The organism is Cellulomonas sp. FA1 (assembly GCF_000986825.1).
GTDB lineage: Bacteria > Actinomycetota > Actinomycetes > Actinomycetales > Cellulomonadaceae > Cellulomonas > Cellulomonas iranensis.
Genome location: NZ_LBMY01000001.1, coordinates 1,466,800 through 1,491,472, shown reverse-complemented (window position 1 = coordinate 1,491,472; position 24,673 = coordinate 1,466,800). Strand labels below are relative to the sequence as shown.

Genomic DNA, 24,673 nt, shown 5'->3' with positions numbered 1-24,673 from the left:
GGGCGCGGGTGCGCCACCCGTTCGACCCGACCGACCAGGAGCCGCCGTGGACACCTCCGTACTCGACCTGCCCACCCCCGTCGCCGCGCGCGTCCGCCGGCCGGGCTGGCGCGACCCGCGCCTGCTCGTGGGGATCGCGCTCATCGCGGGATCGGTCGCGCTGGGCAGCTGGGTCGTCACCGACGCGCAGCGCACCGTGCCGGTGTACGTCGCCCGGGACGCGCTCGTGCCGGGCGCCGCGCTGACGGCCGACGCGATGGTCGTCGCGGACGTCCGGCTCGGCGACGACGTGGAGGCCTACCTGCGCGCCGACCGACCGCTGCCGCCCGACGCGGTGCTGCTGCGCACCGTCGGCGGCGGCGAGCTCGTGCCGTCGGCCGCGGTCGGTGCGGCCGCCGAGCTCGACGTGCGCGCCGTGCCCGTGCCGCTCACGGGGCCGGCGCCCAGCGGGCTGGTCGCCGGTGGGCGGGTCGACCTGTGGTGGACGCCGGCCGACGTCGCGGAGACGGGCAGGGCGGCGCCCGAGCAGCTCGCGGACGGCCTGACGGTCGCCGAGCTCAGCACGCCGGACGGCGCGTTCGCCGCCCGCGGGGCACGGACCGTGCACGTCCTCGTGCCGCGCTCCGAGCTCTCGACCGTCCTGGGCGCGCTGGCCGGCGAGGGCACCGTCGGCGTCGTGCCGGTGCCGGGGGCCTGACGTGGGCGTCGGGGTGCTGTGCGCGGTGCAGGGCGCCGCGGAGACGGCGATCGTGCAGGCCGTCGAGGGATCGGGCGGGCTGCTGTCCGTCACGCGGCGCTGCGCCGACCTCACCGAGCTGCTCGCGGCCGCCGAGGCGGGGCTCGGCGGCCTCGCGGTGGTGTCGGGCGACCTCGACCGGCTCGACCGTGAGGCGGTCGCGGTGCTGCACCGCTGCGGCGTGCGCGTCGTCGGCCTGGGCGACCCGGCGCGGCCCTGGCTGGCCGAGCGGCTCGCGGCGCACGGCGCCGACGTCGTCGTCGACGTCACGGCCGACGACGACGGCGCCGACGTCGTGAGCCGTGCGCTCGGCGTGCTGGGGGACGGCCCGCCCGCGGTGGCCGACCCCGTGCCCGTCGCGGCGACGCGCCGCGGCGCGACCGTCGCGGTGTGGGGGCCCACCGGCGCGCCCGGGCGGACGTTCGTCGCGGTGAACCTGGCCGCCGAGATCGCGGCGCTGGGGCGCGCCACGCTCCTCGTCGACGCCGACACGTACGGCGGCGTCGTGGGGCAGGTGCTCGGCGTCCTCGACGAGGCGCCCGGGCTCGCGGCGGCGGCGCGCGCCGCCGGCCAGGGCGCGCTCGACCTGCCGACGCTGGCGCGGCTCGCGCCCGTCGTGCTGCCCGACCTGCGCCTGCTGTCGGGCATCGCCCGGGCCGACCGGTGGCCCGAGCTGCCCGGCAGCTCGCTCGAGGTCGTCCTCGGCCAGGCACGTGGTCTCGCCGACGTGACGGTGGTCGACACCGGGTTCTGCCTCGAGCAGGACGAGGTGCTCAGCTACGACACGCGCGCACCCGCGCGCAACGCGGCCACGCTGACGGCGCTCGAGCAGGCGGACCTCGTCGTCGTGGTCGGCGCGGCCGACCCGGTCGGCGTCCAGCGCCTCGTGCGGGCGCTCGGGGACGCGGCCGACGCCGGGCTCGCCACGACGCGCCGCGTCGTCGTCAACCGCGTGCGCCCGACGGTGGCCGGTGCACGACCGGGGGACGCCGTGGCGGCGGCGCTCGCGCGGTACGCCGGTGTGCAGGACGTCGTGCTCGTGCCCGAGGACCGTGCCGCGGTCGACGCCGCGATGCTCGAGGGGCGAGCGCTGCGCGAGGTGGCGCCCGGGTCGCCCGCGCGGCGCAGCCTCGCGGCGCTCGCGGCCGAGGTCGTCGCGGGGCTGACGGTCGACGCGCCGGAGGTGCGCGTCCCCGTCGCCTGAGGCCGCGCGGCGGCACACTGGTCCCGTGCGCGTCTACCTGCCCGTGACCCTCGACGAGCTGCAGCACGGGTCGCCCGTGCTCCTGACCCCGCGCGTCGCGCACGCCGTGACGCCGCAGCTGCGCGCGACGTGGCCCGACGAGGACGAGGAGGGGTGGGAGTACGCCGCGCAGGCGTGCGCGGCCGACGACTCCCTCGTGCGTGTCGCGGGCAGCCCGGACGCGCCGCCGCTGCGCGTGGTCGTGGCCGCCGACGTGCCCGACGCCGCGGTGCGCGCCCTGAGCGATCCTCCGGTGCCGTCGGCGGTCGAGCTGACGGCGGCCGTGGACCTCGCGGCGGTCGTCAGCGTGCACGTCGACGAGCCCGAGGCCGCCGCCGACGTGCGCGCCGTCGTGGACGGCGACGAGGCGGCGATCGAGCGCCTCGAGGAACGCGACCTGCTCTGGTACGACGTCTCCGAGGTCGCCGACATCCCGTCGGTGTGACGTGCGTCGCGGCCCGGTGGCGGGCGGCCCCGTGACGTGATCCGCACCACCCCGGGCCGGTTGGACCGCACGCCCTCGGCTCGGGTAATGTTCACGGCCGGTGCGAGGCCGCGAGGCGCGCACCGCAGGAGCCGTGGTTTCCCCGTCGGGGCAGGTCACAGCCCTTGGGGTATGGTGTAATTGGCAGCACGACTGATTCTGGTTCAGTTAGTCTAGGTTCGAGTCCTGGTACCCCAGCGTTGCACGGAGAGCTTCGGTTCTTCGTGCTGCACGAGCGCGTCCATCCTGGTGGTGGGTCCGCGGGCCACGGCGAGTTTCGACTCGGCGAGGTCATCGGGTAGAGTGCTCACTCGGCACACGGCCTTCGGGACGTGAGCAAGGCCCCCGTTGTGTAGCGGCCTAGCACGCCGCCCTCTCACGGCGGTAGCGCCGGTTCGAATCCGGTCGGGGGTACGGTCGAAGGCCCGGTCACCACAGGTGACCGGGCCTTCTTCGTGTCCGCTTCACTGCGTGCCCGGTGACTGCCTGCCCGGTGACTGCGTGCTCGCTGGCTGCGTGCCCTCAGGGCGTCGTGTCCCGTGACGTCGCACCCGGGGGTCGTGCCTCTCCGTGGGGTGCCACGCGTCGTGCCCCACGTCCGGGCCGCCCGAGGACGGACCGGCCCCGCCGAGGGCGCTCCGACCGTGGTCGGGGCGCCCGCGACGGGGCCGGTTGCGACGTGCTCAGTCGGCGGTGCGCCGGAGGACCTCGGTGAGGCGGTTGGCGGCCGAGACGACCGCGGCGGCGTGGAGCCGGCCCGGCTGGCGCGACAGGCGCTCGAGCGGACCCGAGACGGAGACGGCGGCGACGACGCGGCCCGACGGTCCGCGCACGGGGGCCGAGACCGACGCGACGCCGACCTCGCGCTCGGAGACCGACTGCGCCCACCCGCGGCGGCGGACGCCCGACAGGATCGTCGCGGTGAACTTGGCGCCCTGCAGGCCGCGGTGCAGCCGGTCGGGCTCCTCCCACGCGAGCAGGACCTGCGCGGCCGACCCGGCCTGCATCGTGAGCGTCGCGCCCACGGGGATCGAGTCGCGCAGCCCGATCGGCCGCTCGGCGGCGGCGACGCAGATGCGCTGGTCGCCCTGGCGGCGGTAGAGCTGCGCGCTCTCGCCCGTGTGGTCGCGCAGGAGCGTGAGCACGGGGCCCGCGGCCGCGAGCAGCCGGTCCTCGCCCGCGGCGGTCGCGAGCTCCGAGAGACGGGGCCCGAGCACGAACCGACCCTGCAGGTCGCGGGCGACCAGGCGGTGGTGCTCGAGCGCGACGGCCAGCCGGTGGGCCGTCGGGCGGGCAAGATGGGTGGCGGCGACCAGCTGTGCGAGGGTCGCGGGTCCGGCCTCCAGAGCGCTCAGCACCGACGCGGCCTTGTCCAGGACGCCGACTCCGCTAGAGTTGTCCATAGGTCGATATTGGCGTCTCGCAGGCTGAGATGCAAGCCGGAGGGCGACACACCCCCCGGCGACGAGGTCGACAGCCACACCGGGAGGCCCCCGCCCCGGACGAGAGGAAACGAACTGACATGGCCCGCACGCTCGCGGAGAAGGTCTGGGACGCGCACGTCGTGCGGCGCGGCACGGACGGCGCACCCGACCTGCTGTACATCGACCTGCACCTCGTGCACGAGGTCACGAGCCCGCAGGCGTTCGAGGGTCTGCGGCTCGCGGGTCGTCCCGTGCGGCGCCCCGACCTCACGCTCGCGACCGAGGACCACAACACGCCCACGCTCGACATCGACCGGCCCATCGCCGACGCGACGAGCCGCACGCAGATCGAGACGCTGCGCGCCAACGCCGCCGAGTTCGGCGTGCGCATCCACTCGCTCGGCGACGCGGACCAGGGCATCGTGCACCAGGTCGGCCCGCAGCTCGGGCTCACGCAGCCCGGCCTCACGGTCGTCTGCGGCGACTCCCACACGTCGACGCACGGCGCGTTCGGCGCGCTCGCGTTCGGCATCGGTACGTCCGAGGTCGAGCACGTGCTCGCGACGCAGACGCTGCCGCTCGCGCCGTTCAAGACCATGGCGATCACCGTGAACGGCGCGCTGCCGATCGGCGCGACGGCCAAGGACATCATCCTCGCCGTCATCGCGAAGATCGGGACCGGCGGCGGGCAGGGGTACGTCCTGGAGTACCGGGGCGAGGCGATCCGCAGCCTGTCGATGGAGGGCCGCATGACGGTCTGCAACATGTCCATCGAGGCCGGTGCGCGTGCGGGCATGATCGCGCCCGACGAGACCACGTTCGAGTACCTCCAGGGCCGCCCGCACGCGCCCGAGGGCGCCGACTGGGACGCCGCGGTCGAGTACTGGCGCACGCTGCGCACCGACGACGACGCGCAGTTCGACGCCGAGGTCGTGCTCGAGGCCGCCGACCTCGAGCCGTTCGTCACGTGGGGCACCAACCCCGGCCAGGGCCTGCCGCTGTCGGGACGCGTGCCCGTGCCCGAGGAGATCGCCGACGCCAACGAGCGCGTCGCCGCCGAGCGCGCGATCGAGTACATGGGCCTGACGCCCGGGCAGCCGCTGCGCGACATCAAGGTCGACACGGTCTTCATCGGCTCGTGCACCAACGGGCGCATCGAGGACCTGCGGGCCGTCGCCAAGCTCGTCAAGGACCGCACCAAGCACGAGGACGTCCGCGTGCTGGTCGTGCCCGCGTCGGCGCGCGTGCGGCTGCAGGCCGAGGCCGAGGGGCTCGACAAGATCTTCCTCGACTTCGGTGCCGAGTGGCGCAACGCCGGCTGCTCGATGTGCCTGGGCATGAACCCCGACCAGCTCGCGCCGGGGGAGCGCTCGGCGTCGACGTCGAACCGCAACTTCGAGGGCCGGCAGGGCAAGGGCGGGCGCACGCACCTCGTGTCGCCGCTCGTCGCGGCCGCCACCGCGATCCGCGGCACGCTGTCCTCGGTCGCCGACCTCGGCGACGACGTGCCCGTGCCCGACGGCAGCCCGCTGGCGCCCGACGCCACGCTGCAGACCGTCTGACGCCCCCGCGACCCCCCGACAGGCAGGCTCATCATGGAGAAGTTCACCCAGCACACCGGGGTCGGCGTCCCGCTGCGCCGCAGCAACGTCGACACCGACCAGATCATCCCGGCCGTCTACCTCAAGCGCGTCACGCGCACGGGGTTCGAGGACGCGCTGTTCGCGGCGTGGCGCGGCGACCCGGAGTTCATCCTCAACCAGGACGCCTACCGGTCGGCGTCGGTCCTCGTGGCCGGCCCCGACTTCGGCACCGGCTCGTCGCGCGAGCACGCCGTGTGGGCGCTCAAGGACTACGGCTTCCGCGTCGTGATCTCCTCGCGGTTCGCGGACATCTTCCGCGGCAACTCGGGCAAGCAGGGGCTCCTCGCGGCGCAGGTCGCGCAGGAGGACGTCGAGCTGCTGTGGAAGGTCCTCGAGACGCGTCCGGGCACCGAGGTGACGGTCGACCTCGACGCGCGGACGGTCACGTGCGACGACGTCGTCGTGCCGTTCCAGGTGGACGACTACACGCGCTGGCGCCTCATGGAGGGCCTCGACGACATCGGCCTGACGCTGCAGCACGCCGACGAGATCACACAGTTCGAGCAGCACCGCGAGGCGTGGCGCCCGGCGACCCTGCCGGCCAAGCACCTGCCGCCCGTGCCGGTGCGCCCCGCGCGCCCGGTCGTGCCGCTCGGCCTGGGTCCCACGCAGACGGCCTGACACGGCCCCCGGGGCCGCGTGACCAGCGGCCCGACCCCTCGGCGGGCGCACGGACGACCGTGCGCCCGCCGAGGTGCGATGTGAGGGTTCTGGGTGGACGCTGGACGCGAGGGGGCGCGATGGCGTCGCCACGCCCGCGCGTGAGGGACGATGTGCACATGACCGACCTGCTGTACGTCGACGGCGGCAACCCGCTGCGCGGTGAGATCACCGTCCGGGGTGCCAAGAACTTCGTCTCCAAGGCGATGGTCGCCGCGCTCCTCGGCGAGACGCCGAGCGAGCTGCGCAACGTCCCCCAGATCCGTGACGTCGCCGTGGTCTCCGGGCTGCTGCGCCTGCACGGCGTGAGCGTCGACATCGATGACGACGCCGGCACGCTGCGGCTCGACCCGACGGACGTCGAGTCCGCGCACGTCGCGGACATCGACGCGCACGCCGGCTCGAGCCGCATCCCGATCCTGTTCTGCGGCCCGCTGCTGCACCGGCTGGGCGAGGCGTTCATCCCCGACCTCGGCGGCTGCCGGATCGGCGACCGGCCGATCAACTACCACCTCGACATCCTGCGGCAGTTCGGCGCGGTCGTGGACAAGACGCACAACGGCATCCACATCCGTGCCCCGCACCGCCTGCAGGGCACCAAGATCGCCCTGCCGTACCCGAGCGTCGGGGCGACCGAGCAGCTGCTGCTCACCGCGGTGCGTGCCGAGGGCATCACCGAGCTGTCCAACGCGGCCATCGAGCCCGAGATCATGGACCTCATCAACGTCCTGCAGAAGATGGGCGCGATCATCTCGGTCGCGACCGACCGCGTGATCCGCATCGAGGGCGTCGACCGGCTCGTCGGGTTCCAGCACACCGCGCTGTCCGACCGCATCGAGGCCGCGTCGTGGGCCGCGGCCGCGCTCGCGACCGGCGGCGACGTCTACGTGCGCGGTGCGACTCAGCCCGAGATGACGACGTTCCTCAACACGTTCCGCAAGGTCGGCGGCGAGTTCACGATCGACGACGAGGGCATCCGGTTCTTCCACCCCGGCGGCGACCTCAACTCGATCCAGCTCGAGACCGACGTGCACCCGGGCTTCATGACCGACTGGCAGCAGCCGCTCGTCGTCGCGCTCACGCAGGCGCGCGGGCTGTCGATCGTCCACGAGACCGTGTACGAGAACCGCTTCGGGTTCGTCGACGCGCTGCGCGGCATGGGCGCGACCATCCAGGTCTACAAGGAGTGCCTGGGCGGACGGCCGTGCCGGTTCGGGCAGCGCAACTTCTACCACTCGGCCGTCATCTCGGGCCCGACGCCGCTGTCCGCGGCCGACATCGAGGTGCCGGACCTGCGCGGCGGCTTCAGCCACCTCATCGCCGCGCTCGCGGCCAAGGGCCAGTCCGCGGTGCGCGGCATCAGCCTCATCGACCGCGGCTACGAGCACTTCACCGAGAAGCTCGACGCGCTCGGCGCGCAGTTCAGCCGGGAGGCCGACGTCCGCCGCTGACGGACGCCCGTCCGGGGCGCGTCGGCACGCGGCTACCATCGGTTCCCGTGCCGTCGCCGTCGCGCTCCAACCGCGCCTACCGCAACGTCGCCCGTGTCGTGCGCACGTTCCTGTTCGCGACGACCCGACCCGACTGGCACGGTGCCGAGCACCTGCCCGTCGAGGGCGGGTTCGTCGCGGCCGCGAACCACATGACCGAGGTCGACCCGCTGACGTTCGCCCACTACCTGTGGGACAACGGCCACGTGCCGCGCGTGCTCGCCAAGGCGTCGCTGTTCTCGGTGCCCGTGGTCGGGCCGGTGCTGCGCGCGACGGGCCAGATCCCGGTGCACCGCGACACGGCCGCGGCGGGCGACTCGCTGCGGTCCGCGGTCACGGCCCTCGAGGCGGGCGAGTGCGTCGCGGTCTTCCCCGAGGGCACGCTCACGCGCGACCCCGACCTGTGGCCCATGAAGGCGCGCACGGGTGCCGCGCGGCTCGCGCTCACGACGCGCGCCCCCCTGGTCCCGGTCGCCCAGTGGGGGCCGCAGGACCTGCTGCCGCGCTACGGCAAGCTGCTGCGCCCGTTCCCGCGCAAGAAGGTCACGGTCGTCGCCGGGCCGCCCGTCGACCTGTCGGACCTGTACGACCGCCCCCAGGACGCCGCGACGCTGCGCGAGGCCACCGAGCGCCTCATGGCGGCGATCACGACGATGCTCGCCGAGATCCGCGGCGAGGAGCCGCCCGCCGAGCGGCACGACATGCGCCGGCGGCCCGCTCCGGGCGGCGGCGCGCACGACGAGGGGAGTGCGGCGTGACGCCGCCGGCCGCACCCCTGCGGGCCGCCGTGCTCGGCTCCGGCAGCTGGGGCACGACCTTCGCCGCCGTGCTCGCCGACGCGGGCTGCGCGGTCACGGTGTGGGGCCGTGACGCCGCGACCGTCGAGGAGATCACGCACGAGCACCGCAACTCGCGGTACCTGCCGGGCGTCGAGCTTCCCGCGGGCGTGTCCGCGACCACGGACCCGCGCGCCGCGGTCGCCGACGCGGACGTCGTCGCGGTCGCCGTGCCGTCGCAGCGGGCGCGCGACGTGCTCGCGCCGCTCGCCGACGCGCTGCCCGACGCCGCGGTGGTCGTGTCGCTCATGAAGGGCGTCGAGCTCGACACCGACCAGCGCATGAGCCAGGTCGTCGCGCAGAGCCTCGCGATCGACCCCGCCCGCGTGGCCGTGCTGTCGGGGCCCAACCTCGCGCGCGAGATCGCGCTGCGCCAGCCGACGGCGACGGTCGTCGCCTCGACGAGCGCCGACACCGCGCAGCTCGTCGCCCGCGCGTGCGCGTCGTCGTACTTCCGGCCGTACACCAACCCCGACGTCGTGGGCGTCGAGCTGTGCGGCGCCGTGAAGAACGTCATCGCGCTCGCGGTCGGCATCTCGCAGGGCCGCGGCATGGGCTACAACACGATGGCCACGGTCATCACGCGCGGGCTCGTGGAGATCACGCGGCTCGGCCTGGCGCTCGGTGCCGACGCCGAGACCTTCCCGGGCCTCGCGGGCATGGGCGACCTCATGGCGACGTGCGCGTCGCCCGACTCGCGCAACCACACGCTCGGCGTGCACATCGGCCGCGGCATGTCCCTCGACGACGCGGTCGTCGCGACCGGCGGCACCGCCGAGGGCGTGAAGTCGTGCCGGTCGGTGCTCGAGCTCGCGACGTCGCTGGGCGTCGAGATGCCCATCACGTCGGCGGTCGTGCAGGTGCTGCACCAGGGCCTGCCGGTCGACGAGCTCGCCGGGCTGCTGCTCGCGCGCCCGCACCGGGCCGAGGGCGTCTAGCGGCCGGCCGACGGCCGCTCGGCGGGGCGCGCCCGGGCCGTCCGGCCGGGAGGCTCAGTCGGCCGACGGCACCGCCGCCGCGAGCGCGGCGTCGAGGTCGCGCCACAGGTCCTCGACGTCCTCGACGCCGACCGACAGCCGCACGAGGTCCTCGGGCACGGTGGGCGACTCGGTCGCGAAGCGGCGACGGCGCTCGAGCGTCGACTCGACGCCGCCGAGGCTCGTCGCGGGCACCCACAGCGCCACGGCCGCGACGAGCGCGTCGGCCGCCGCGGCGCCGCCCGCGGGGCGCAGCCCGATGATCGCGCCGAAGCCGTCCATCTGCGCGGCCGCGCGCGCGTGGCCCGGGTCGCCGGGCAGGCCCGGGTAGCGGACCTCGGCGACTCCCGGGTGCGCGGCCAGCCGGCGCGCGAGCTCGCCCGCGTTCGCCTGCGCGCGCTCGACGCGCAGCGCGAGCGTCCGCAGCCCGCGCAGCGCGAGCCACACCTCGAACGGTCCGGCGATCGCGCCGTGCGTCGTGCGGTGCGCGACCAGGCGTGCGTGCAGCGCGGGGTCGTCCGTCACCGTGGCGCCGAGCACGACGTCCGAGTGGCCCGCGAGGTACTTGGTCACGGAGTGCACGACGACGTCGGCGCCGAGCGCGAGCGGACGCTGCACGAGCGGCGTCGCGAACGTGCTGTCGACCACGACGAGCGCACCGACGTCGTGCGCCGCCGCGACCAGCGCCGCGACGTCGGCGACCTCGAGCATCGGGTTGGTCGGCGACTCGAGCCACAGCAGCGCCGCGGGCGCGTCGTCGCCGGTGCCGCGGACGGCCGCCACGACGGCGTCGGTGTCGGCGACGTCGACCGCGTCGACGCGCAGCAGGCCCCGCTCGGCCTGCTCGCGCAGCAGCACGAGCGTCACCTGGTACGCGTGCCGCGGCACGACGACGCGACCGCCGAGCGGCACGAGCGACAGCGCGGCGTCGATCGCCGCCATGCCCGACGCGAACACCGTGGCCGGCGGCCCGTCGGTGCGGCGGCCGGTCGCGACGTGGTCGGTGCGCTCGAGCGCCGCGAGCGCCTCCTCGAACGGCTCCCACGCCGGCGTGCCGATGCGGCCGTACAGGTGCTCGCCCGCGGTCGGCGCGCCCTGCGACACGAACGTCGAGGTCAGCACCACGGGCGGGTTGAGCGCGCCGCCGGGCGCGCGCGGCGGGCGTCCCGCGCTCACCGCGAGCGTGCGCGGCGACACGTCGGACGCGTGCGGGGCGGGGGACTGGTCCGGGGAGGCGGGCGCCGGGGTGGTCACCCGGGCAGGTTACGTGAGGCCGCCGCGGCGCCGCGCCGCCGGTCCGCGTGCGCACGGTCGGCCGGGACCGCCACCGCCCCGGCGTCGGGAGGGTGACGAACCGGACGTGCGCCGTGCCGGGCCGAGCCCGGCGCGGGCGGTAGGGTCGGTCCGCGATGGACGCCACCAGCACCCCCCTCAGCGACGACGCCCGCCCCGGCGCGACCGACCCGCGTCGGCCCCGAGTCATGGTGCTCTTCGGCGGCCGGTCCGGCGAGCACGCGATCAGCTGCGCCACCGCCGGCGGCGTGCTGCGCGCGATCGACCGCGACCGCTACGACGTGCTCGCGGTCGGCATCACGCGTCGCGGCGAGTGGGTCCTCGCGGACGACGACCCGGACCGGTGGGCGATTCGCGACGGGCACCTGCCCGAGGTCGAGGACACCGCGACGCGCGTGCTGCTGCCGCAGGGCACGGCCGAGCGCGACGTCCAGGTGCTGCACGAGGGCCGGCTCGGTGCGCCGCTCGGCGCGGTCGACGTCGTGTTCCCGCTGCTGCACGGGCCGTTCGGCGAGGACGGCACGCTGCAGGGCATGCTCGAGCTGGCCGACGTCCGCTACGTCGGCTCGGGCGTGCTCGCGTCGGCGGTCGGCATGGACAAGCACATGATGAAGCTCGTCCTCGCGGGCTCCGGCCTGCGGGTCGGTGCGTTCCGCGTGGTCCCGGCCGGTCCGGCCCCCGATCCGGCGGTGCTCGACGCGATCGTCGCGGACCTCGGGCTGCCGCTGTTCGTCAAGCCCGCGCGCGCCGGCTCGAGCCTCGGCATCACGCGCGTCGCCGACGCGGCGGACCTGCCCGCGGCGATCGCCGCGGCCCGCGAGCACGACCCCAAGGTCGTCGTCGAGGCCGCCGTCGTCGGGCGAGAGGTCGAGTGCGGCGTGCTCGGGGGACGCGGCGGCGCGGCACCGCGCGCGTCGCTGCCGGGCGAGATCGTCGTCGCCGAGGCGAGCCACACGTTCTACGACTTCGCCGCCAAGTACCTCGACCAGACCGGCGTCACGCTCGCGTGCCCCGCCGACCTGCCCGCCGACGTCGTCGCGCGCGTGCAGGACGCCGCGGTGCGTGCGTTCGAGGCGGTCGGGTGCGAGGGCATCGCGCGCGTCGACGTGTTCGTGACGGACGACGGCGAGGTCGTCGTCAACGAGATCAACACGATGCCCGGGTTCACGCCGTACTCGATGTACCCGCGCATGTGGCAGGCCAGCGGGGTGGACTACCCGGAGCTCGTCGACGAGCTGCTCGCGCTCGCGCTCGAGCGGCCCACCGGGCTGCGCTGAGCCGCACGGCCGCGCACGCCCGGCGTCCGCCGGTCCGGCGGGGTCGCGTCAGAGGCACTGCCGCAGCTGCTCGGTGCGGGCGACCGCCGGGCCCAGCGCGTCGACGAACGACGTCGACCGGGACTCGGCCACGGCGCCGGGCACCAGCAGCTGCACCGCGGGCTCGCGCCCGTAGGTCGTGAACGTCCAGTCGCCGTCGTCCTCGACGATCACCCAGTCGATCGCCGGCCCGTTCGGCGTGGTCACCGACTCGCACCGCTCGGTCGTGGGGCCGAGGGGCTCGACGCCGCAGCGCAGCACGACCGCGTCGCGCGGCTCGCCCCACGCGGTCGTCGCCTGCGCGTCGGTCGCGACGCGGTCGAGGCCGTCGCCGAGGGAGTCGGGGGTCGCCAGCACGACCGCCGCGCACACGGGGTCGGTCGCGTACGGCGCGGCCGTCACGGGCACGGTGGGCGCGCAGGCCGCGAGGAGCAGGAGGGCGCCGGTCGTGGCGGCCGCGGGGACGACGGGACGCGGGAGCACGCCGCCACGGTACCCGCCCGGGTGAGGTGCGCCGTCGGCACCGGCACCTGCCCCGGTGCACCCCGTGCGCCGCGGACGGTCTAGCGTGGGCGCGTGCCCGCCGAGAGTCCCGTCGTCGCCGACCTGACCGAGCAGGACCTGCTCGACCGGATCTTCCCGCACCTGCCCGTCGGGTCGCGCACGCTCGTGCCGCCGGGCGACGACGCCGCGGTCGTCACCGCGCCGGACGGCCGGTTCGTCGTCACGTGCGACGTGCTCGTCGAGGACGTGCACTTCCGTCGGCGCTGGTCGACCGGGCAGGACGTGGGGCGTCGCGCGGCGATGCAGAACCTCGCGGACGTCGTCGCGATGGGCGCACGACCCGTCGCGCTCGTCGTCGGTCTCGTCACGCCCGGTGCGACGCCCGTGTCCTGGGTCGAGGGCCTCGCGCGCGGCCTCGGCGACGCGTGCCGGCCGCTCGACGTCGGCGTGGTGGGCGGCGACCTGTCGTCCGGGCCCGTCGTGATGGTGTCGATCACCGCGCACGGCGACCTCGAGGGCCGCGCGGCCGTGCGGCGCAGCGGGGCGCGCGCCGGCGACGTCGTGGCGTACGCGGGACGGTGCGGGTGGTCGGCCGCGGGCCTCGCGCTGCTCACGGCAGAGCGACCCGACGTCGACCCCGGGCTCGTCGCCGACCACCGGTCGCCCGAGCCCGTGCTCGCGGCGGGCCCCGACGCCGCGCGCGCGGGCGCGACCGCGATGATGGACGTGTCGGACGGTCTCCTGCGCGACGGCCGACGGCTCGCGCGGGCCAGCGGGGTCACGCTCGACCTCGACGACGTGCGCGTCGCCTTCGCGGCGGACGCCCGACGGCTGGCCGCGGCGGCCGACGCGCTCGGCGCGGACCTCGCCGAGTGGCTGCTGACGGGCGGCGAGGACCACGGCCTGCTCGCGACGTTCCCGGCGGGCGTGCCGCTGCCGGAGCCGTTCCGGCGCATCGGCGTGGTGTCGACGCGCTCGGCGGACCTCGTCCGCGTCGGGGGCGAGCCGCCACGCGCCGCGGGGTCCGGCTGGGACCACTTCCGCGACCGAGGTCAGCCGCGGCGGTAGCGCACCTCGAGCAGGTCGACGCCGCCCCGGTTCTCCAGGCGCTCGACCCCGTCGGGCGTGAACCCGTGCCGCCGGTAGAAGTGCCGGGCGCGCGCGTTGTCGGCGAGCACCCACAGCGACACCGGCGTGCCGTCGCCGAGCTCCGACAGCACGGTGCGCATGAGGTCCCGGGCCACGCCGTGGCCCCACGTCCCCGGGTCGAGGTAGATCGAGTAGATCTCGCGCTCGCCGCGGCGCGCGTCCTCGTCGCGCGCGGGACCGTACGACGCGAAGCCCAGCAGCCGGGGCCCCGCCTCGGCGACGATCGTGCGGACGTGGTCGGCCGGGCCCTGCGCGAGCAGCTGCGCCCAGCGCTGCGCACGCTGCGCCGGGTCGAGCGCGCGCAGGTAGTCGTCGGGCACGATGCCCGCGTAGGCCTCCTGCCAGGAGCGGACGTGCACGCCCGCGATGCCGGCGGCGTCGTCGGTGGTCGCCGGGCGGATGGTCACCTCGTCGATCTGCTCGACCATGCGTCCACCCTGCCACACGGCCCCGCGCGCTTGAAGGGGTCGTGCCGATCCGGACGTGCCGGGCGCGCGTCGCGGCCGCGGGACGGTCAGGGGCCGTCCGACAGCGCGACGAGGAGCGCCGCGACCGCGTCCGGACGGTCGCACATGAGCAGGTGGCCCGCGCGGCGCACCGCGACCGTGCGGGCGCGCGTCCGGGCCGCGAGGCGCCCGTCGGCCCGGCGCTCGCGCGCGGCGCCGCGCACCGGCACCGCGAGCACGACCTCCGCGCGCGGCCGGCCCGTGGCCAGGAGCGCGTCGACGCGTGCCGCGCGGTCCCAGCCCGCCGCCAGCGCGTCGACGCCGTGCCGCCACGCCGCCGGCCCCCGGTCCTGAGCGGTTCGCACGACGCCGCGGCGCGCCCACCAGCGGTCGACCCGCCGCTCGACGGGCGCCGCCGCGCGTGCCGCCGCCGGCGCGCGGGTCGCCGCGCCGGCCACCGCGAGCAGGCCGCGACGGAACGGCGCCGGCGGTCCCTGCTCGTGCAGGCGCGTCGGGTCCAGCAGCAGCACGCGCGGCACCTGGTCGGGGTGCGTGAGCGCGGCCTCGAGCGCGAGCAGGCCGCCCAGCGAGTGACCCACCACGCCGTGGTACGGCCCGTCGGCGAGCGCCTGCGCGACGGTCGCGGTCAGGGTGTGCACGCGCACGTCGAGCGACACGTGCGCGGGCAGCAGGCGCCGCACGGCGTCGAACGACGACGCCGGGCAGGCGAGGCCGGGCAGCACGAGCCAGCGCGAGGCGCTCACGGCCGGACCGCACGGCGCGCGACGCGAGCGGCGCGCAGCAGCGGCACCAGGACGACGAACGTCGCGCACGCCGCGAGGGTCTGCGCGCGCTGCCACAGCCCGACCGGCGGCGCGTCGGCGCCCAGCGTCGAGGCGACGGCGATGGTGCCCACGACCGCGCTCGTCGCGAGGACCACGAGCGGCGCGAGCGCGTGCCGCACCACGCGCGAGAGGCTGCCGCCGCGGGCGCCGCGCACCAGGGCGAGCGCGGCCACGCACGCGGCCACGAGCGCGAGGGACACGAGGCTGCTCGACACCTCGTGGACGGTGTGCTGCGCGCCCAGCTCGCGCGCGGCCTCGGCGGAGGCGCACCAGGCGTCGGCCGACGGCGCGCAGGCCATCGGGCTCAGCACGTCGACGACGGTCGCGGCACCGGCGACCACGAGGGCGACGGCGAGCACGACGGCCCACCGGCGCGGGCCGTCGGGGGTCGCCGGCAGGGCCGCGGCGCGGGCTCCCAGGAGGATCGCACCGGCCGTGGCCACGGCGAGGCCTGCCAGCGCGTCCGCGGTGACGAACACGCCGCGCCACGCCTGCCCGCGCGCGGCGTGCTCCGACAGGTACGACGTGACGGGGTCGAGCGGGAAGCCCGTGATCACCTCGAGCGGCAGTCCCGCGTAGGCGACGGCGGCGACGACGAGCAGCACGTGGACGGTCCGCAGGGCGCGTCCGGGGGCGACGGCGGGGACGGCGCCGGGAGGTGCGTCGCCGAGCGTGCGGGCCGGCGTCACGGCGCGACCCAGCCGAGCTGCCCGGCGCACCACACGAGCCCGTAGGGCAGCATCGTGCGCGCGCCGACCCACGTGTGCCCGAGCCCGGGGTACACCCGCAGGGTCGTCGGCTGGTGCGCGTCGCGCAGCGCGCGCGCCAGCGCCTGCCCCGCGGCCGGCGACTCGGCACCGGGGACGCCGAGGAAGACCGGCTGCACGGTCGCGGGGTCGCGTCGACGCAGCACGGACGTCGGCGTCGACCGCTCCGCGGCCCGCGGGTCGGCGACCACGGCCGGCGTGTCCGGCGCGGCGTACGGCATGAGCGCGACCACGCCGCCGAACACGTCCGGGTGCCCCAGGCCGGTCACGAGCGCGCCGAGCGACCCGGCGGACATCCCGACGACGAGGCGCCCGGCCGGCTCGTCGCGCGTGCGCAGCGTCCGGTCGGCCCAGGCGACGACGTCGGTCCGCAGGTACGTGCCGAGCTGCGGCCCGCCGGGGACGTCGAGCGGCTCGGTGCCCGCGGGCGCGGCCCCCGCGTTGAGGTCGGGTGCGACGACCACCACGGGCGGCAGGTGACCCGTCGCCACGAGCTCGTCGACCGTGGCGTCGGCACGACCGCCCGCGAACCAGTCGGCGGCCGTCCCGGGCGCGCCGTGCAGCGCGTAGACGACCGGGAAGCGCGCCGTGCTCCCGGGACGGTCGTACTGCGGGGGCAGGTACACCCAGGCGGGGGAGTCGGGCACGCCCGGGCTCGTCGACGGGACGGTCACGTGGAGCACGCGCCCGTGCCGCGGGTCGCGCGCGTGCGGGGGCGCGGGCACCTCGGGGCTCGTGGCGTGCGGCGTCCACGTGCGGGTCTGCACCCAGCGTGCGGCGGTCTGGACCGACGGCAGGTACCCGACCCACAGGTTGACGCCCAGCACGGCCGCGAGCGCGACGAGCGCCGAGGCCCCGCCGACGGCGGCGGCCGTGCGTCGGCGGGTGGGCCCGCGGTGCGCGCGGCGGGCGTGCACGAGCAGGACGACGGCGACGCCGAGGGCGAGCACGACGGGGACGGGGGAGCCCAGCAGGAGGTCGCCCTCGACGCGCCCGGGGAGCGTGGTCGGCAGGTCGATCGGCGCGTTGGGGCTCATGCGGCCACCCGGCGGCGGGCGGTCACGGGCGCCGCGCGGTCGCCTGCGGCGAGCGCGCACGGCGCGTCGGGCTGGGTCGTCGTCGTGCGCATCGCTCCGCCGGGCGTCGGGACCCGGCCGCCCGGCACCGGGTCGGTGCGGGCGGGCCACGGGTCGGGCCGCGTCGAGTCAACCCCGCCGAGGTGGCGCGTGTCGTCGGAGCAGGGGTGGGGTCGGGTCGGTCGCGCGGCGGGTGCGAGTCAGCCCCGGGTCGTACGTCGGCACGGCGCGTGCCCGTGCCCCGCCGTCGTCGCCGGGTGCGGTGCCGTGGCTGCCGGGGCAGCACGAAGGCCCGTGAGCGCTGCTCACGGGCCTTCGACGTGCGGGTGCCGGTCGCCGTGCGGGCGGCCGGGGTCTCGGTCAGACGGCGCGCTGCACCTTGCCGGCCTTGAGGCACGACGTGCAGACGTTGAGACGCTTGGGCGTCCCCGCGACGACGACGCGCACGCGCTGGATGTTCGGGTTCCAGCGCCGCTTCGTGCGCACGTGCGAGTGCGAGATGCTGTGCCCGAAGCTCGGGCGCTTGGCGCAGACGTCGCAGTTGGCAGCCACGGTCTTCTCCTGGTTCTGATTCCTGTCGGGCCGACGAGCGGCCCCGTGTCGTGCACGTCCCGCGCACACGTCGACGGACCGGACCCGGAGGCTCGGACCGCGCGACGGTGCATCGGAGGTCTGTGAGGGGTGCCGGACGTGGTCCGGGCAACCGGGCAAGACTAGCCCATCGCGTCCACGTCACCCAAATGTGGGTCCCGTGCGGCAAGGTGGGGCGGCGGCGGACGCGTGCCCCGGCGCTGCGACGGTACCCGTCACGGCCGGCCGCGGTCGCGTCGGCGGCGGCACCGGCCCGGGCCGCCCCCGGGCGGCGACCCGCCGCCCGCACGGACGGCACGGCAGGCACTCGGACAGGAGGAACGGCGTGGACGTGGTCGCGCGGCGTGCCCGGCTGGACGTCGACCTCGTGCGCGGCTGGGCCGCGACGGCGGCCGCGGCGTGCGCGGCGGCGCGGGACCGCATCGACGCCGTCAACGTCTTCCCCGTCCCCGACGGTGACACCGGCTCGAACGTCGCCCTGACGGTCGCGGGCGGTCGCGACGCCGTGCGCGACGTCACGGGCGTGCCCGTGCAGAGCGCCGCGACGGCGTTCGCGCACGGAGCGGCGCGGTCCGCGCGCGGCAACTCGGGCGTGATCCTCAGCCAGTGGCTCGTCGGGTTCGCCGCGGGCATCGGCGACGACGGGCCCGACGAGGGCGGCCGGGCCGACGAGCCGGACGAGCCCGACGAGCGCGGTGCCGGCCCGGCGGCGCGGGACACCGCCGCGCGCGACGCCGTGCGCCTCGTGCGCGCGCTGACCGCCGCCGCCGACGCCGCGACGACGGCCGTGCCGGACCCGCAGGAGGGCACGGTCCTCACGGTCGCGCGCGACGTCGCACGGACCGCGCGCGCGGCGGTCGGCGCGGACGACGACGCCCCGACGGACGGGGCCGACCCCGCAGAGCTGCTCGCGGGCGCCGTCGACGCCGCGCGCGGCGACCTGCGCCGCGTGAGCGCCGCGCACGACGTGCTGCGCGCCGCGCGCGTGGTCGACGCGGGCGCGTGCGCGCTGCTGGTCGTGCTCGACGCGCTGGTCGCGGCGCTGCGCGGCGCGACCGGCGCAGAGGTCGACCTGTCCTGGCTGCCGGCGGCGTCGCCCGAGGTCGTGGCGGGGTGCTCACCCGGCGCGGGCGGTGCGTTCGAGGTCATGATGCTCGTGCGCGGCGTGCCCGCGGACCGGCTCGTGGGCGCGCTGCGGGGGGTCGGCGACGCGGTCGCGGTGGCCGACGCGGGCGGTGCGCTGCACGCGCACGTGCACGCCGACGACCCCGCCGCGGTGCTCGCGCTGGTCCCGGCCGCCGACCGGGAGCGCGTCGTCGTGCGACGCGTCGAGGAGGGGCCGCCCGCGACCCGCGGGCTCGTGGTGCTCACGCGGTCGCCCGGGCTCGCGGCCTGGTACGCGACGTGCGGCGCCGTGACGCTCGTCGGCGACGCGCCCGACGCCGACCAGCTCGCGCGCGCCACCGCCGACGCCCGGACCGGCCGTGCGGTGGTCGTCGACGCCGGGACGGGCGCCGACGTGCGCGACCACGACGTCGTCGCCGCGGCGGGGGACGGCGCGGCCGTCGTCGCGTGCCTCGCGCTGCTCGCCGACCCCGACGGCGACCCGGCCGCGGGGCGGGCCGCGCTCGACCGGCTGCGCACGGGCACGGCGCACGACGCGTCCGGCCTGGCGGCGGTCGTGGACGGTCTCGTGGCCGCCGTCCCCGCGGCGCAGGCGGTGACGCTCGCGCACGGGCTCGACGCCGTCGAGGCCCGCGCCGCCGCCGACGTCGTCGCCCGTGCCCACCCCGAGCTCGAGGTGCTGCTGGTGGGACCCGTCGCGGGCGAGGCGTGGTGGGCGGGGGTCGACTGACGTGACCGCCGTCGACCCGCTCGCCGTGCCCCTGGCCAAGCAGTTCGGGGCGCGCACCGCCAAGCCGCTCGCCAAGCTCGGCCTGGCCACGACCGGCGACCTGCTGCGGCACTACCCGCGGCGGTACGCCGAGCCCGGCACGCTCACCGACATCGCGAGCCTGCGCGTGGGCGAGCACGTCACGGTCATGGCCGAGGTCGTGCGCAGCTCGGCGCGGCCGACGTCGCAGGGGCGCGGTCTGCTGCAGGCCACGATCACCGACGGCACGCACCGGCTCGAGCTGACGTTCTTCGCGTCGAACGTGCACAAGCTCGAGTGGCGCAAGGCGCAGCTACGCCCGGGGCGGCGTGGCCTGTTCACGGGCACCGTCTCGGTGTACCGCGACACGCTGCAGCTCACGCAGCCCGAGTGCCACCTCGACGAGGACGAGGAGGCGGCGCTCGAGGAGGCCGAGCGGCCGATCCCCGTCTACCCGGCCGTGGCCGGGTTCGAGTCCTGGAAGATCGGCAAGGCCGTGCGCGCGGTCCTCGACCCGCTGCGCGAGGAGGACGTCCCCGACCCCGTGCCGGCGCACCTGCGCGAGCGCGACGACCTGCCCACGCTCCTGGAGGCGCTGCGCCTCGTGCACGTGCCCCACGACGAGGCGCAGTGGCGGCGCGGCCGCGCGCGGCTGCGCTACGAGGAGGCGCTCGTGCTGCAGGCCGAGCTGGCGCGCCGCCGCGCGCGCGTGGCCCGCACCGAGGCCGTCGCGCGCCCGCCCCGGGCCGGCGGGCTGCTCGACGCGTTCGACGCGCGTCTGCCGTTCACGCTGACCGACGGGCAGCGCGCCGTCGGTGACGAGATCGCCGCCGAGCTCGCGGCGGCGCGCCCCATGCAGCGCCTCCTGCAGGGCGAGGTCGGCTCGGGCAAGACCGTGGTCGCGCTGCGCGCGATGCTCCAGGTGGTCGACGCGGGCGGGCAGGCCGCGCTGCTCGCGCCCACCGAGGTGCTCGCCGCGCAGCACGCGCGCACGCTGCGCGGGATGCTCGGCGACCTCGCCGACGGCGGGTTCCTCGGCGGTGCGAGCGACGCGACGCGCGTCGCGCTGCTCACCGGGTCGCTGCCGACCGCGGCGCGCCGCGAGGCGATGCTCGACGCCGCGAGCGGCGCCGCGGGCATCGTCGTCGGCACGCACGCGCTGCTCTCGGAGCACGTGCAGTTCGCCGACCTCGGCCTCGTGGTCGTCGACGAGCAGCACCGGTTCGGCGTCGAGCAGCGCGACGCGCTGCGCGCCAAGGCCGCGCGCACGCCCCACACGCTCGTGATGACCGCGACCCCCATCCCGCGGACCGTCGCGATGACCGTGTTCGGCGACCTCGAGACGTCGGTGCTCGACCAGCTGCCCGCCGGGCGCCAGGGCATCACGACGCACGTCGTGCCGGCCGACAACCCGCGGTGGACCGACCGCACGTGGCAGCGCGTGCGCGAGGAGGTCGGCGGCGGCGGCCGCGCCTACGTGGTGTGCCCGCGCATCGACGGCGACGACGACGCGGCGGCCGCCGCGCTGGCGGTCGAGGAGGACGGCACCGACCTCGTGACCGACGCGCCCGACGCGTCCGACGCGTCCGACGCCGCGCAGCGTCGCCCGCTGCGCGCGGTGCTCGACGTCGCGCAGGAGCTGGCGGCGCGCCCCGACCTCGCGGGCGTCGGCATCGGCGTGCTGCACGGCCGCATGGCGCCCGACGACAAGGAGCGCGCGTTCGCCGACTTCGCGTCGGGCGCCGCGCCCGTGCTCGTCTCGACGACCGTCATCGAGGTGGGCGTCGACGTGCCCGACGCCACGGTCATGGTCGTGCTCGACGCCGACCGGTTCGGGCTCTCTCAGCTGCACCAGCTGCGTGGCCGCCTGGGTCGTGGCACGCGCCCGGGCCTGTGCCTGCTCGTCAGCGCGGCCGAGCCCGGGACCGACGCGCGCACGCGGCTCGAGACGCTCGCGAGCACGACCGACGGCTTCGAGCTCGCGGCGCTCGACCTCGAGCTGCGCCACGAGGGCGACGTGCTCGGCGCCGCGCAGCACGGCCGCTCGACGTCGCTGCGCCTGCTGCGCGTCACGCGCGACGCCGCGGTCATCGAGCGCGCGCGCACCGACGCGCGTGCGCTCGTCGAGCAGGACGTCGACCTCGCGCCGTGGCCGCACCTGCGCGCGGCGATCGAGGAGTCGCTCACGGGTGAGCGTGAGGAGTTCCTCGAGCGCGCGTGACTACCCTGGCGCCATGGCTCCCGTGGTGCGCGCGCGCAACCTGCAGGTCGGCTACGGGGAGGCACCCGTGTGCGCCCCCGTGTCGTTCACGCTCGGCGAAGGACGCGCCGTGGCGCTCGTCGGGGCCAACGGCTCGGGCAAGTCCACGGTCCTCAAGACCGTCATCGGCCTGCTCACGCCGATCGGCGGCTCGGTCGAGGTGCTCGGCCGGCCGGTCGACGAGCGGGACGTGCGGTTCCGCCGCGAGGTCTCGGCCGTGCTCGACGACGACGCGTACTTCCCGGCGCTGACGGTCGCCGAGCACCTGTACCTCACGGCCCGCGGCCACGGCGTCATGGGTGCGCAGCAGGAGGTCGACGTGCTGCTCGAGGAGTTCGGCCTGGCGGACCACGCGCGCGCGACGCCCGTGTCGCTGTCCTCCGGCCAGCGGCGGCGCCTGCTGCTCGCCGCGGGGTTCGCACGGCCGCGCTCGCTGATCGTGCTCGACGAGCCCGAGGCGCGGCTCGACCAGCGCATGCGGGCCCGGCTCGCGGACCGGCTGCGCGCCGAGCGCGAGGCCGGCGGTGCGGTGCTGCTCGCGACGCACGACCCCGACCTGGTCGCGGCCGTGTGCACGCAGGCCGTGCTGGTCGACGACGCCGCGTCGGTCGTGCTACCGGCGGCCGAGGCCGCCGACCGCATCGCGCGGGTCGCGCTGTGAGCTCGGGCGTGCGCGAGCCCGACGACCCGGACCTCGACACCGACGCCGACACGGACGCCGTCGACCTCGACGAGGCGGGCGGCGACCACGGCGACCACGACGACCCGCGCGTCGGCGACTTCGAGCTCGGCGAGGTCCCCTCGGCGAGCTCGATCCGCCGGTTCACGGCCCGGGCCGCGCGCTCCCGGGCGGGCGCGAGCGTCGGGTCGCTGCTCACGGACGTGTACACCGCCGTCACGAGCGTCGTCATCTCGGTGCTCATCGTGCTCGGCGTCGTGCAGCAGCTCGGCGAGGCGCTGCCGCCCGCACCGCCCGTGCACGCGCCCGGCGGCCTGAGCCTGCCCGCGCTCGTCGCGGTGCTGCTGCTCGCGGGCGTCGGCGCGCTGCTCTCGACGGCCGGCCGTCTCGGACCCGTCGGGGCGGAGGGACCGCAGGCGGCGTGGTGGCTCCCGCTGCCGGTCGACCGTCGGGGCCTGCTGCGGCCGGCAGCCGCGCGCGGCCCGCTGGTCGCGGCGCTCGCGGGCGGCGCCGTCGTGGTGGTGCTCGACGCCGGGCTGCTCGCGTCCGGCGGCGGCGCGCTCGTGCGGTCGGGGCTGCTCGGCGCGCTGGTCGCCGCGGTCGTCGTGCTGCTCGCGGCGGTCGCGCAGTCGCGCGGGGTGCCGCGCCGTCGCACCGCGGTCGTGGGTGACCTCGTGCTCGTCGCGGCGCCGGTCGTCGCGCTCGTCCTCGTGCTGACGGGGCGCACGCCCGCGTCGCTGCCCGCGCCGTCGTGGGTCGCCGTCGCGGTCGCCGCCGTCGTGGCCGGGCTGCTCGCGGCGCTCGTCGACGCGCGCCTGGGCGCGCTGCCGGGCCGCACGCTCCGGGAGGGCGGCTCGGCGGCGACGCAGGCCGTCGGCGCGGTGGTCTCGCTCGACTCGCGCGAGCTCGGGCGCGCGCTCACGGGCGGTGCCGCGGCGTCGTCGCACCGCCGGGTGTCGCGCCTACGGACGGCACGCGGCCCCGCCACGGCGCTCGTCACGGCCGACCTCGTGGTGCTGCGCCGGTCGCTGCGGCACGTCGTGCAGCTCGTCGTCGCGGCCGGTCTGCCCGTGCTCGCGACCGTCGTGCCGCAGCTCGCGAGCACGGTCGGCGTGCTCGTCGCGGTCCTCGTGGGCGGCTGGATGGCGGCGAGTGCGAGCGCCGAGGGCGCCCGCTGGGCGGAGATGGCGCCCGTCGTCGACCGGCTGCTGCCGCTCGAGGCGCGCACCGTGCGACGCCTGCGGATGGTCGTGCCGGGGATCGCCGTGCTGCTCTGGACGGTCGTCGCGCTCGGTGCCGTGGGCGTCTGGGCGGGCGCGCCCGTGGACTGGGTGCTGCTCGGCCTCGCCGCGGTGCCGGTGTGGGCGGCGGCGGCCGTGCGCGCGGCGTACCGTCCCGCGCCGAGCTGGGACAAGCCGCTCGTCGCGACGCCCGCCGGGGCGCTGCCCACGGGCGTGCTGCAGGTCGTCGCGCGCGGACCGGACCTCATCGCGTTCTGCCTGCTGCCGCTGTGGATCGCGATCGGCCTGCACACGGTCACGACGGTCATGGTGACCGCGCAGGTCGCGCTCTCGGCGATCGCCGTGACGATCGCGTCGTCGGTCCACGACAAGGGATGGCTGGAGCGCATGATGGAGGAGCAGGACGAGCGCAAGAAGGCCGGCGCGTGACGCGCGTCGTCGCGGGTTCCGCGGGCGGTCGCACGCTCGTCGTCCCGTCGTCCGGCACGCGCCCGACCAGCGAGCGCGTCCGCGAGGCGCTGTTCTCCCGGCTCGAGCACCTCGACGCCGTCGACGACGCGCGCGTGCTCGACCTCTTCGCGGGGTCCGGCGCGCTCGGGCTCGAGGCCGTCAGCCGCGGTGCGCGCAGCGCCGTGCTCGTCGACAGCGCGCGCGTCGCGGTCGACGCGTGCCGCCGCAACGCGCGCACGCTGGGCCTCGCCGACCGGGTCGACGTGGTCGCCGATCGGGTCGACCGGTACCTCGCGCGGCTCGCACCGCCGGCGGACGCCGACGGGCAGGGCGACGCGTTCGACCTCGTCCTGCTCGACCCGCCCTACGACCTGCGCGACGACGTCCTGCAGGCCGCCGTCGACGCGGTCGCCCGGTGCGTCGCCCCCGGTGGGGTGGTGGTGGTCGAGCGCTCGGCGCGGGCGTCGTCGCCGACGTGGCCCGCACCGCTCGAGCCGCTCGACGACCGGCGCTACGGCGAGACGCAGGTGTGGTTCGCGGAACGGCCCGCGTAGGACGGCAGGTTCCGCGGGCCCGTCGTCGCGACCGTCCCGGTGTCCGGCACGCGCACGGGGACGTCGACGGCGGTCGCGCGGCGCAGGGTCACCACGCCCGACACGGTAGCGCCGGTGCGTCACGCGGCCGGTCGGT

The 24,673-nt window shown here is 76.9% G+C and carries 23 protein-coding genes and 2 tRNA genes; 17 read left to right on the top strand and 8 right to left on the bottom strand.

The genetic code is table 11. From position 1 onward, the window contains the following. Nucleotides 1–46 precede the first annotated feature (46 nt). From GY42_RS06670 to GY42_RS06650, 5 genes are all read left to right on the top strand, one after another. Nucleotides 47–697 carry a hypothetical protein gene (locus tag GY42_RS06670; protein WP_046528739.1) on the top strand — a complete coding sequence of 217 codons (651 nt, stop codon included), beginning with the start codon at nucleotides 47–49 and terminating at the stop codon, nucleotides 695–697. 1 nt (nucleotide 698) lies between these two features. Then, nucleotides 699–1,940: an AAA family ATPase gene (locus tag GY42_RS06665; RefSeq protein ID WP_046528738.1), complete on the top strand. Its 1,242-nt coding sequence runs from the start codon at nucleotides 699–701 to the stop codon at nucleotides 1,938–1,940. Nucleotides 1,941–1,965: 25 nt separating this feature from the next. Continuing rightward, nucleotides 1,966–2,424 carry a DUF6912 family protein gene (locus tag GY42_RS06660; protein WP_046528737.1) on the top strand — a complete coding sequence of 153 codons (459 nt, stop codon included), beginning with the start codon at nucleotides 1,966–1,968 and terminating at the stop codon, nucleotides 2,422–2,424. Nucleotides 2,425–2,589: 165 nt separating this feature from the next. Next, nucleotides 2,590–2,661: transfer RNA gene (locus GY42_RS06655), tRNA-Gln, on the top strand. Nucleotides 2,662–2,804: 143 nt separating this feature from the next. Continuing rightward, nucleotides 2,805–2,877: transfer RNA gene (locus GY42_RS06650), tRNA-Glu, on the top strand. A 269-nt stretch (nucleotides 2,878–3,146) separates the two neighbouring features. Here the strand turns inward: GY42_RS06650 and GY42_RS06645 are convergent. Continuing rightward, a complete protein-coding gene (locus GY42_RS06645) occupies nucleotides 3,147–3,866 on the bottom strand; it encodes an IclR family transcriptional regulator (protein ID WP_013117541.1) in 720 nt (239 codons plus the stop codon). 119 nt (nucleotides 3,867–3,985) lie between these two features. Between GY42_RS06645 and leuC the strand changes: the two genes are divergently transcribed. The 5 genes from leuC to GY42_RS06620 all read left to right on the top strand — a co-directional run bounded on the left by leuC (nucleotide 3,986) and on the right by GY42_RS06620 (nucleotide 9,454). Next, nucleotides 3,986–5,449, top strand: coding sequence for a 3-isopropylmalate dehydratase large subunit (leuC, locus tag GY42_RS06640; protein ID WP_046528736.1), 1,464 nt, complete (start codon nucleotides 3,986–3,988; stop codon nucleotides 5,447–5,449). A gap of 33 nt (nucleotides 5,450–5,482) precedes the next feature. Beyond that, nucleotides 5,483–6,151: a 3-isopropylmalate dehydratase small subunit gene (gene leuD, locus GY42_RS06635; protein WP_046528735.1), complete on the top strand. Its 669-nt coding sequence runs from the start codon at nucleotides 5,483–5,485 to the stop codon at nucleotides 6,149–6,151. Between the two features lie 158 nt (nucleotides 6,152–6,309). Continuing rightward, nucleotides 6,310–7,641, top strand: coding sequence for a UDP-N-acetylglucosamine 1-carboxyvinyltransferase (gene murA, locus GY42_RS06630; protein ID WP_046528734.1), 1,332 nt, complete (start codon nucleotides 6,310–6,312; stop codon nucleotides 7,639–7,641). A 47-nt stretch (nucleotides 7,642–7,688) separates the two neighbouring features. Further along, nucleotides 7,689–8,438 (top strand): lysophospholipid acyltransferase family protein, encoded by a 750-nt coding sequence (locus GY42_RS06625; RefSeq protein ID WP_046528733.1) that lies wholly within the window; start codon nucleotides 7,689–7,691, stop codon nucleotides 8,436–8,438. Then, nucleotides 8,435–9,454, top strand: a complete 1,020-nt coding sequence (locus tag GY42_RS06620; protein WP_226239144.1) for an NAD(P)H-dependent glycerol-3-phosphate dehydrogenase — start codon at nucleotides 8,435–8,437, stop codon at nucleotides 9,452–9,454. Before GY42_RS06625 ends, GY42_RS06620 begins: the two co-directional genes overlap by 4 nt. A gap of 54 nt (nucleotides 9,455–9,508) precedes the next feature. Here GY42_RS06620 and GY42_RS06615 read toward each other — a convergent pair whose 3' ends face one another. Beyond that, nucleotides 9,509–10,747 (bottom strand): trans-sulfuration enzyme family protein, encoded by a 1,239-nt coding sequence (locus tag GY42_RS06615; protein WP_046528732.1) that lies wholly within the window; start codon nucleotides 10,745–10,747, stop codon nucleotides 9,509–9,511. Between the two features lie 155 nt (nucleotides 10,748–10,902). Here GY42_RS06615 and GY42_RS06610 point away from each other — a divergent pair, with 155 nt between their 5' ends. Beyond that, nucleotides 10,903–12,063: a D-alanine--D-alanine ligase family protein gene (locus GY42_RS06610; RefSeq protein ID WP_046528731.1), complete on the top strand. Its 1,161-nt coding sequence runs from the start codon at nucleotides 10,903–10,905 to the stop codon at nucleotides 12,061–12,063. Between the two features lie 48 nt (nucleotides 12,064–12,111). Here the strand turns inward: GY42_RS06610 and GY42_RS06605 are convergent, their stop codons facing one another. Further along, the gene (locus GY42_RS06605; protein ID WP_046528730.1) at nucleotides 12,112–12,585 is read right to left on the bottom strand and encodes a DUF3515 family protein; all 474 of its coding nucleotides are present in this window, start codon (nucleotides 12,583–12,585) and stop codon (nucleotides 12,112–12,114) included. Nucleotides 12,586–12,678: 93 nt separating this feature from the next. Between GY42_RS06605 and GY42_RS06600 the strand changes: the two genes are divergently transcribed. After that, the gene (locus tag GY42_RS06600; RefSeq protein WP_046528729.1) at nucleotides 12,679–13,674 is read left to right on the top strand and encodes a thiamine-phosphate kinase; all 996 of its coding nucleotides are present in this window, start codon (nucleotides 12,679–12,681) and stop codon (nucleotides 13,672–13,674) included. Here GY42_RS06600 and GY42_RS06595 read toward each other — a convergent pair. The 5 genes from GY42_RS06595 to rpmB form a co-directional block, all read right to left on the bottom strand. Further along, the gene (locus tag GY42_RS06595; RefSeq protein WP_046528728.1) at nucleotides 13,659–14,183 is read right to left on the bottom strand and encodes a GNAT family N-acetyltransferase; all 525 of its coding nucleotides are present in this window, start codon (nucleotides 14,181–14,183) and stop codon (nucleotides 13,659–13,661) included. The two genes, GY42_RS06600 and GY42_RS06595, sit on opposite strands and share 16 nt — an antisense overlap. An 86-nt stretch (nucleotides 14,184–14,269) precedes the next feature. Next, the gene (locus GY42_RS18120; protein ID WP_052748245.1) at nucleotides 14,270–14,965 is read right to left on the bottom strand and encodes an alpha/beta fold hydrolase; all 696 of its coding nucleotides are present in this window, start codon (nucleotides 14,963–14,965) and stop codon (nucleotides 14,270–14,272) included. Beyond that, the gene (locus GY42_RS18115) at nucleotides 14,962–15,735 is read right to left on the bottom strand and encodes a DUF998 domain-containing protein (protein WP_160309399.1); all 774 of its coding nucleotides are present in this window, start codon (nucleotides 15,733–15,735) and stop codon (nucleotides 14,962–14,964) included. The genes GY42_RS18120 and GY42_RS18115 overlap by 4 nt, the downstream gene beginning before the upstream one ends. Then, a complete protein-coding gene (locus GY42_RS06580) occupies nucleotides 15,732–16,850 on the bottom strand; it encodes an alpha/beta hydrolase (RefSeq protein WP_046528727.1) in 1,119 nt (372 codons plus the stop codon). The genes GY42_RS18115 and GY42_RS06580 overlap by 4 nt, the downstream gene beginning before the upstream one ends. Nucleotides 16,851–17,249: 399 nt before the next feature. Continuing rightward, nucleotides 17,250–17,441 carry a 50S ribosomal protein L28 gene (gene rpmB, locus GY42_RS06575; RefSeq protein ID WP_046528726.1) on the bottom strand — a complete coding sequence of 64 codons (192 nt, stop codon included), beginning with the start codon at nucleotides 17,439–17,441 and terminating at the stop codon, nucleotides 17,250–17,252. Between the two features lie 364 nt (nucleotides 17,442–17,805). Between rpmB and GY42_RS06570 the strand changes: the two genes are divergently transcribed. Genes GY42_RS06570 through rsmD form a run of 5 tightly spaced genes read left to right on the top strand, consistent with a single transcriptional unit; the run spans nucleotide 17,806 to nucleotide 24,537 of the window. Then, nucleotides 17,806–19,335: a DAK2 domain-containing protein gene (locus tag GY42_RS06570; RefSeq protein ID WP_046528725.1), complete on the top strand. Its 1,530-nt coding sequence runs from the start codon at nucleotides 17,806–17,808 to the stop codon at nucleotides 19,333–19,335. Between the two features lies 1 nt (nucleotide 19,336). Continuing rightward, nucleotides 19,337–21,574, top strand: coding sequence for an ATP-dependent DNA helicase RecG (locus tag GY42_RS06565; RefSeq protein ID WP_046528724.1), 2,238 nt, complete (start codon nucleotides 19,337–19,339; stop codon nucleotides 21,572–21,574). A 13-nt stretch (nucleotides 21,575–21,587) separates the two neighbouring features. Beyond that, nucleotides 21,588–22,274 carry an ABC transporter ATP-binding protein gene (locus tag GY42_RS06560; protein WP_046528723.1) on the top strand — a complete coding sequence of 229 codons (687 nt, stop codon included), beginning with the start codon at nucleotides 21,588–21,590 and terminating at the stop codon, nucleotides 22,272–22,274. Beyond that, nucleotides 22,271–23,962 carry a DUF6297 family protein gene (locus GY42_RS06555; protein ID WP_236686732.1) on the top strand — a complete coding sequence of 564 codons (1,692 nt, stop codon included), beginning with the start codon at nucleotides 22,271–22,273 and terminating at the stop codon, nucleotides 23,960–23,962. Before GY42_RS06560 ends, GY42_RS06555 begins: the two co-directional genes overlap by 4 nt. Continuing rightward, nucleotides 23,959–24,537: a 16S rRNA (guanine(966)-N(2))-methyltransferase RsmD gene (gene rsmD / locus GY42_RS06550; RefSeq protein ID WP_046528722.1), complete on the top strand. Its 579-nt coding sequence runs from the start codon at nucleotides 23,959–23,961 to the stop codon at nucleotides 24,535–24,537. The genes GY42_RS06555 and rsmD overlap by 4 nt, the downstream gene beginning before the upstream one ends. Nucleotides 24,538–24,673: the final 136 nt, after the last annotated feature.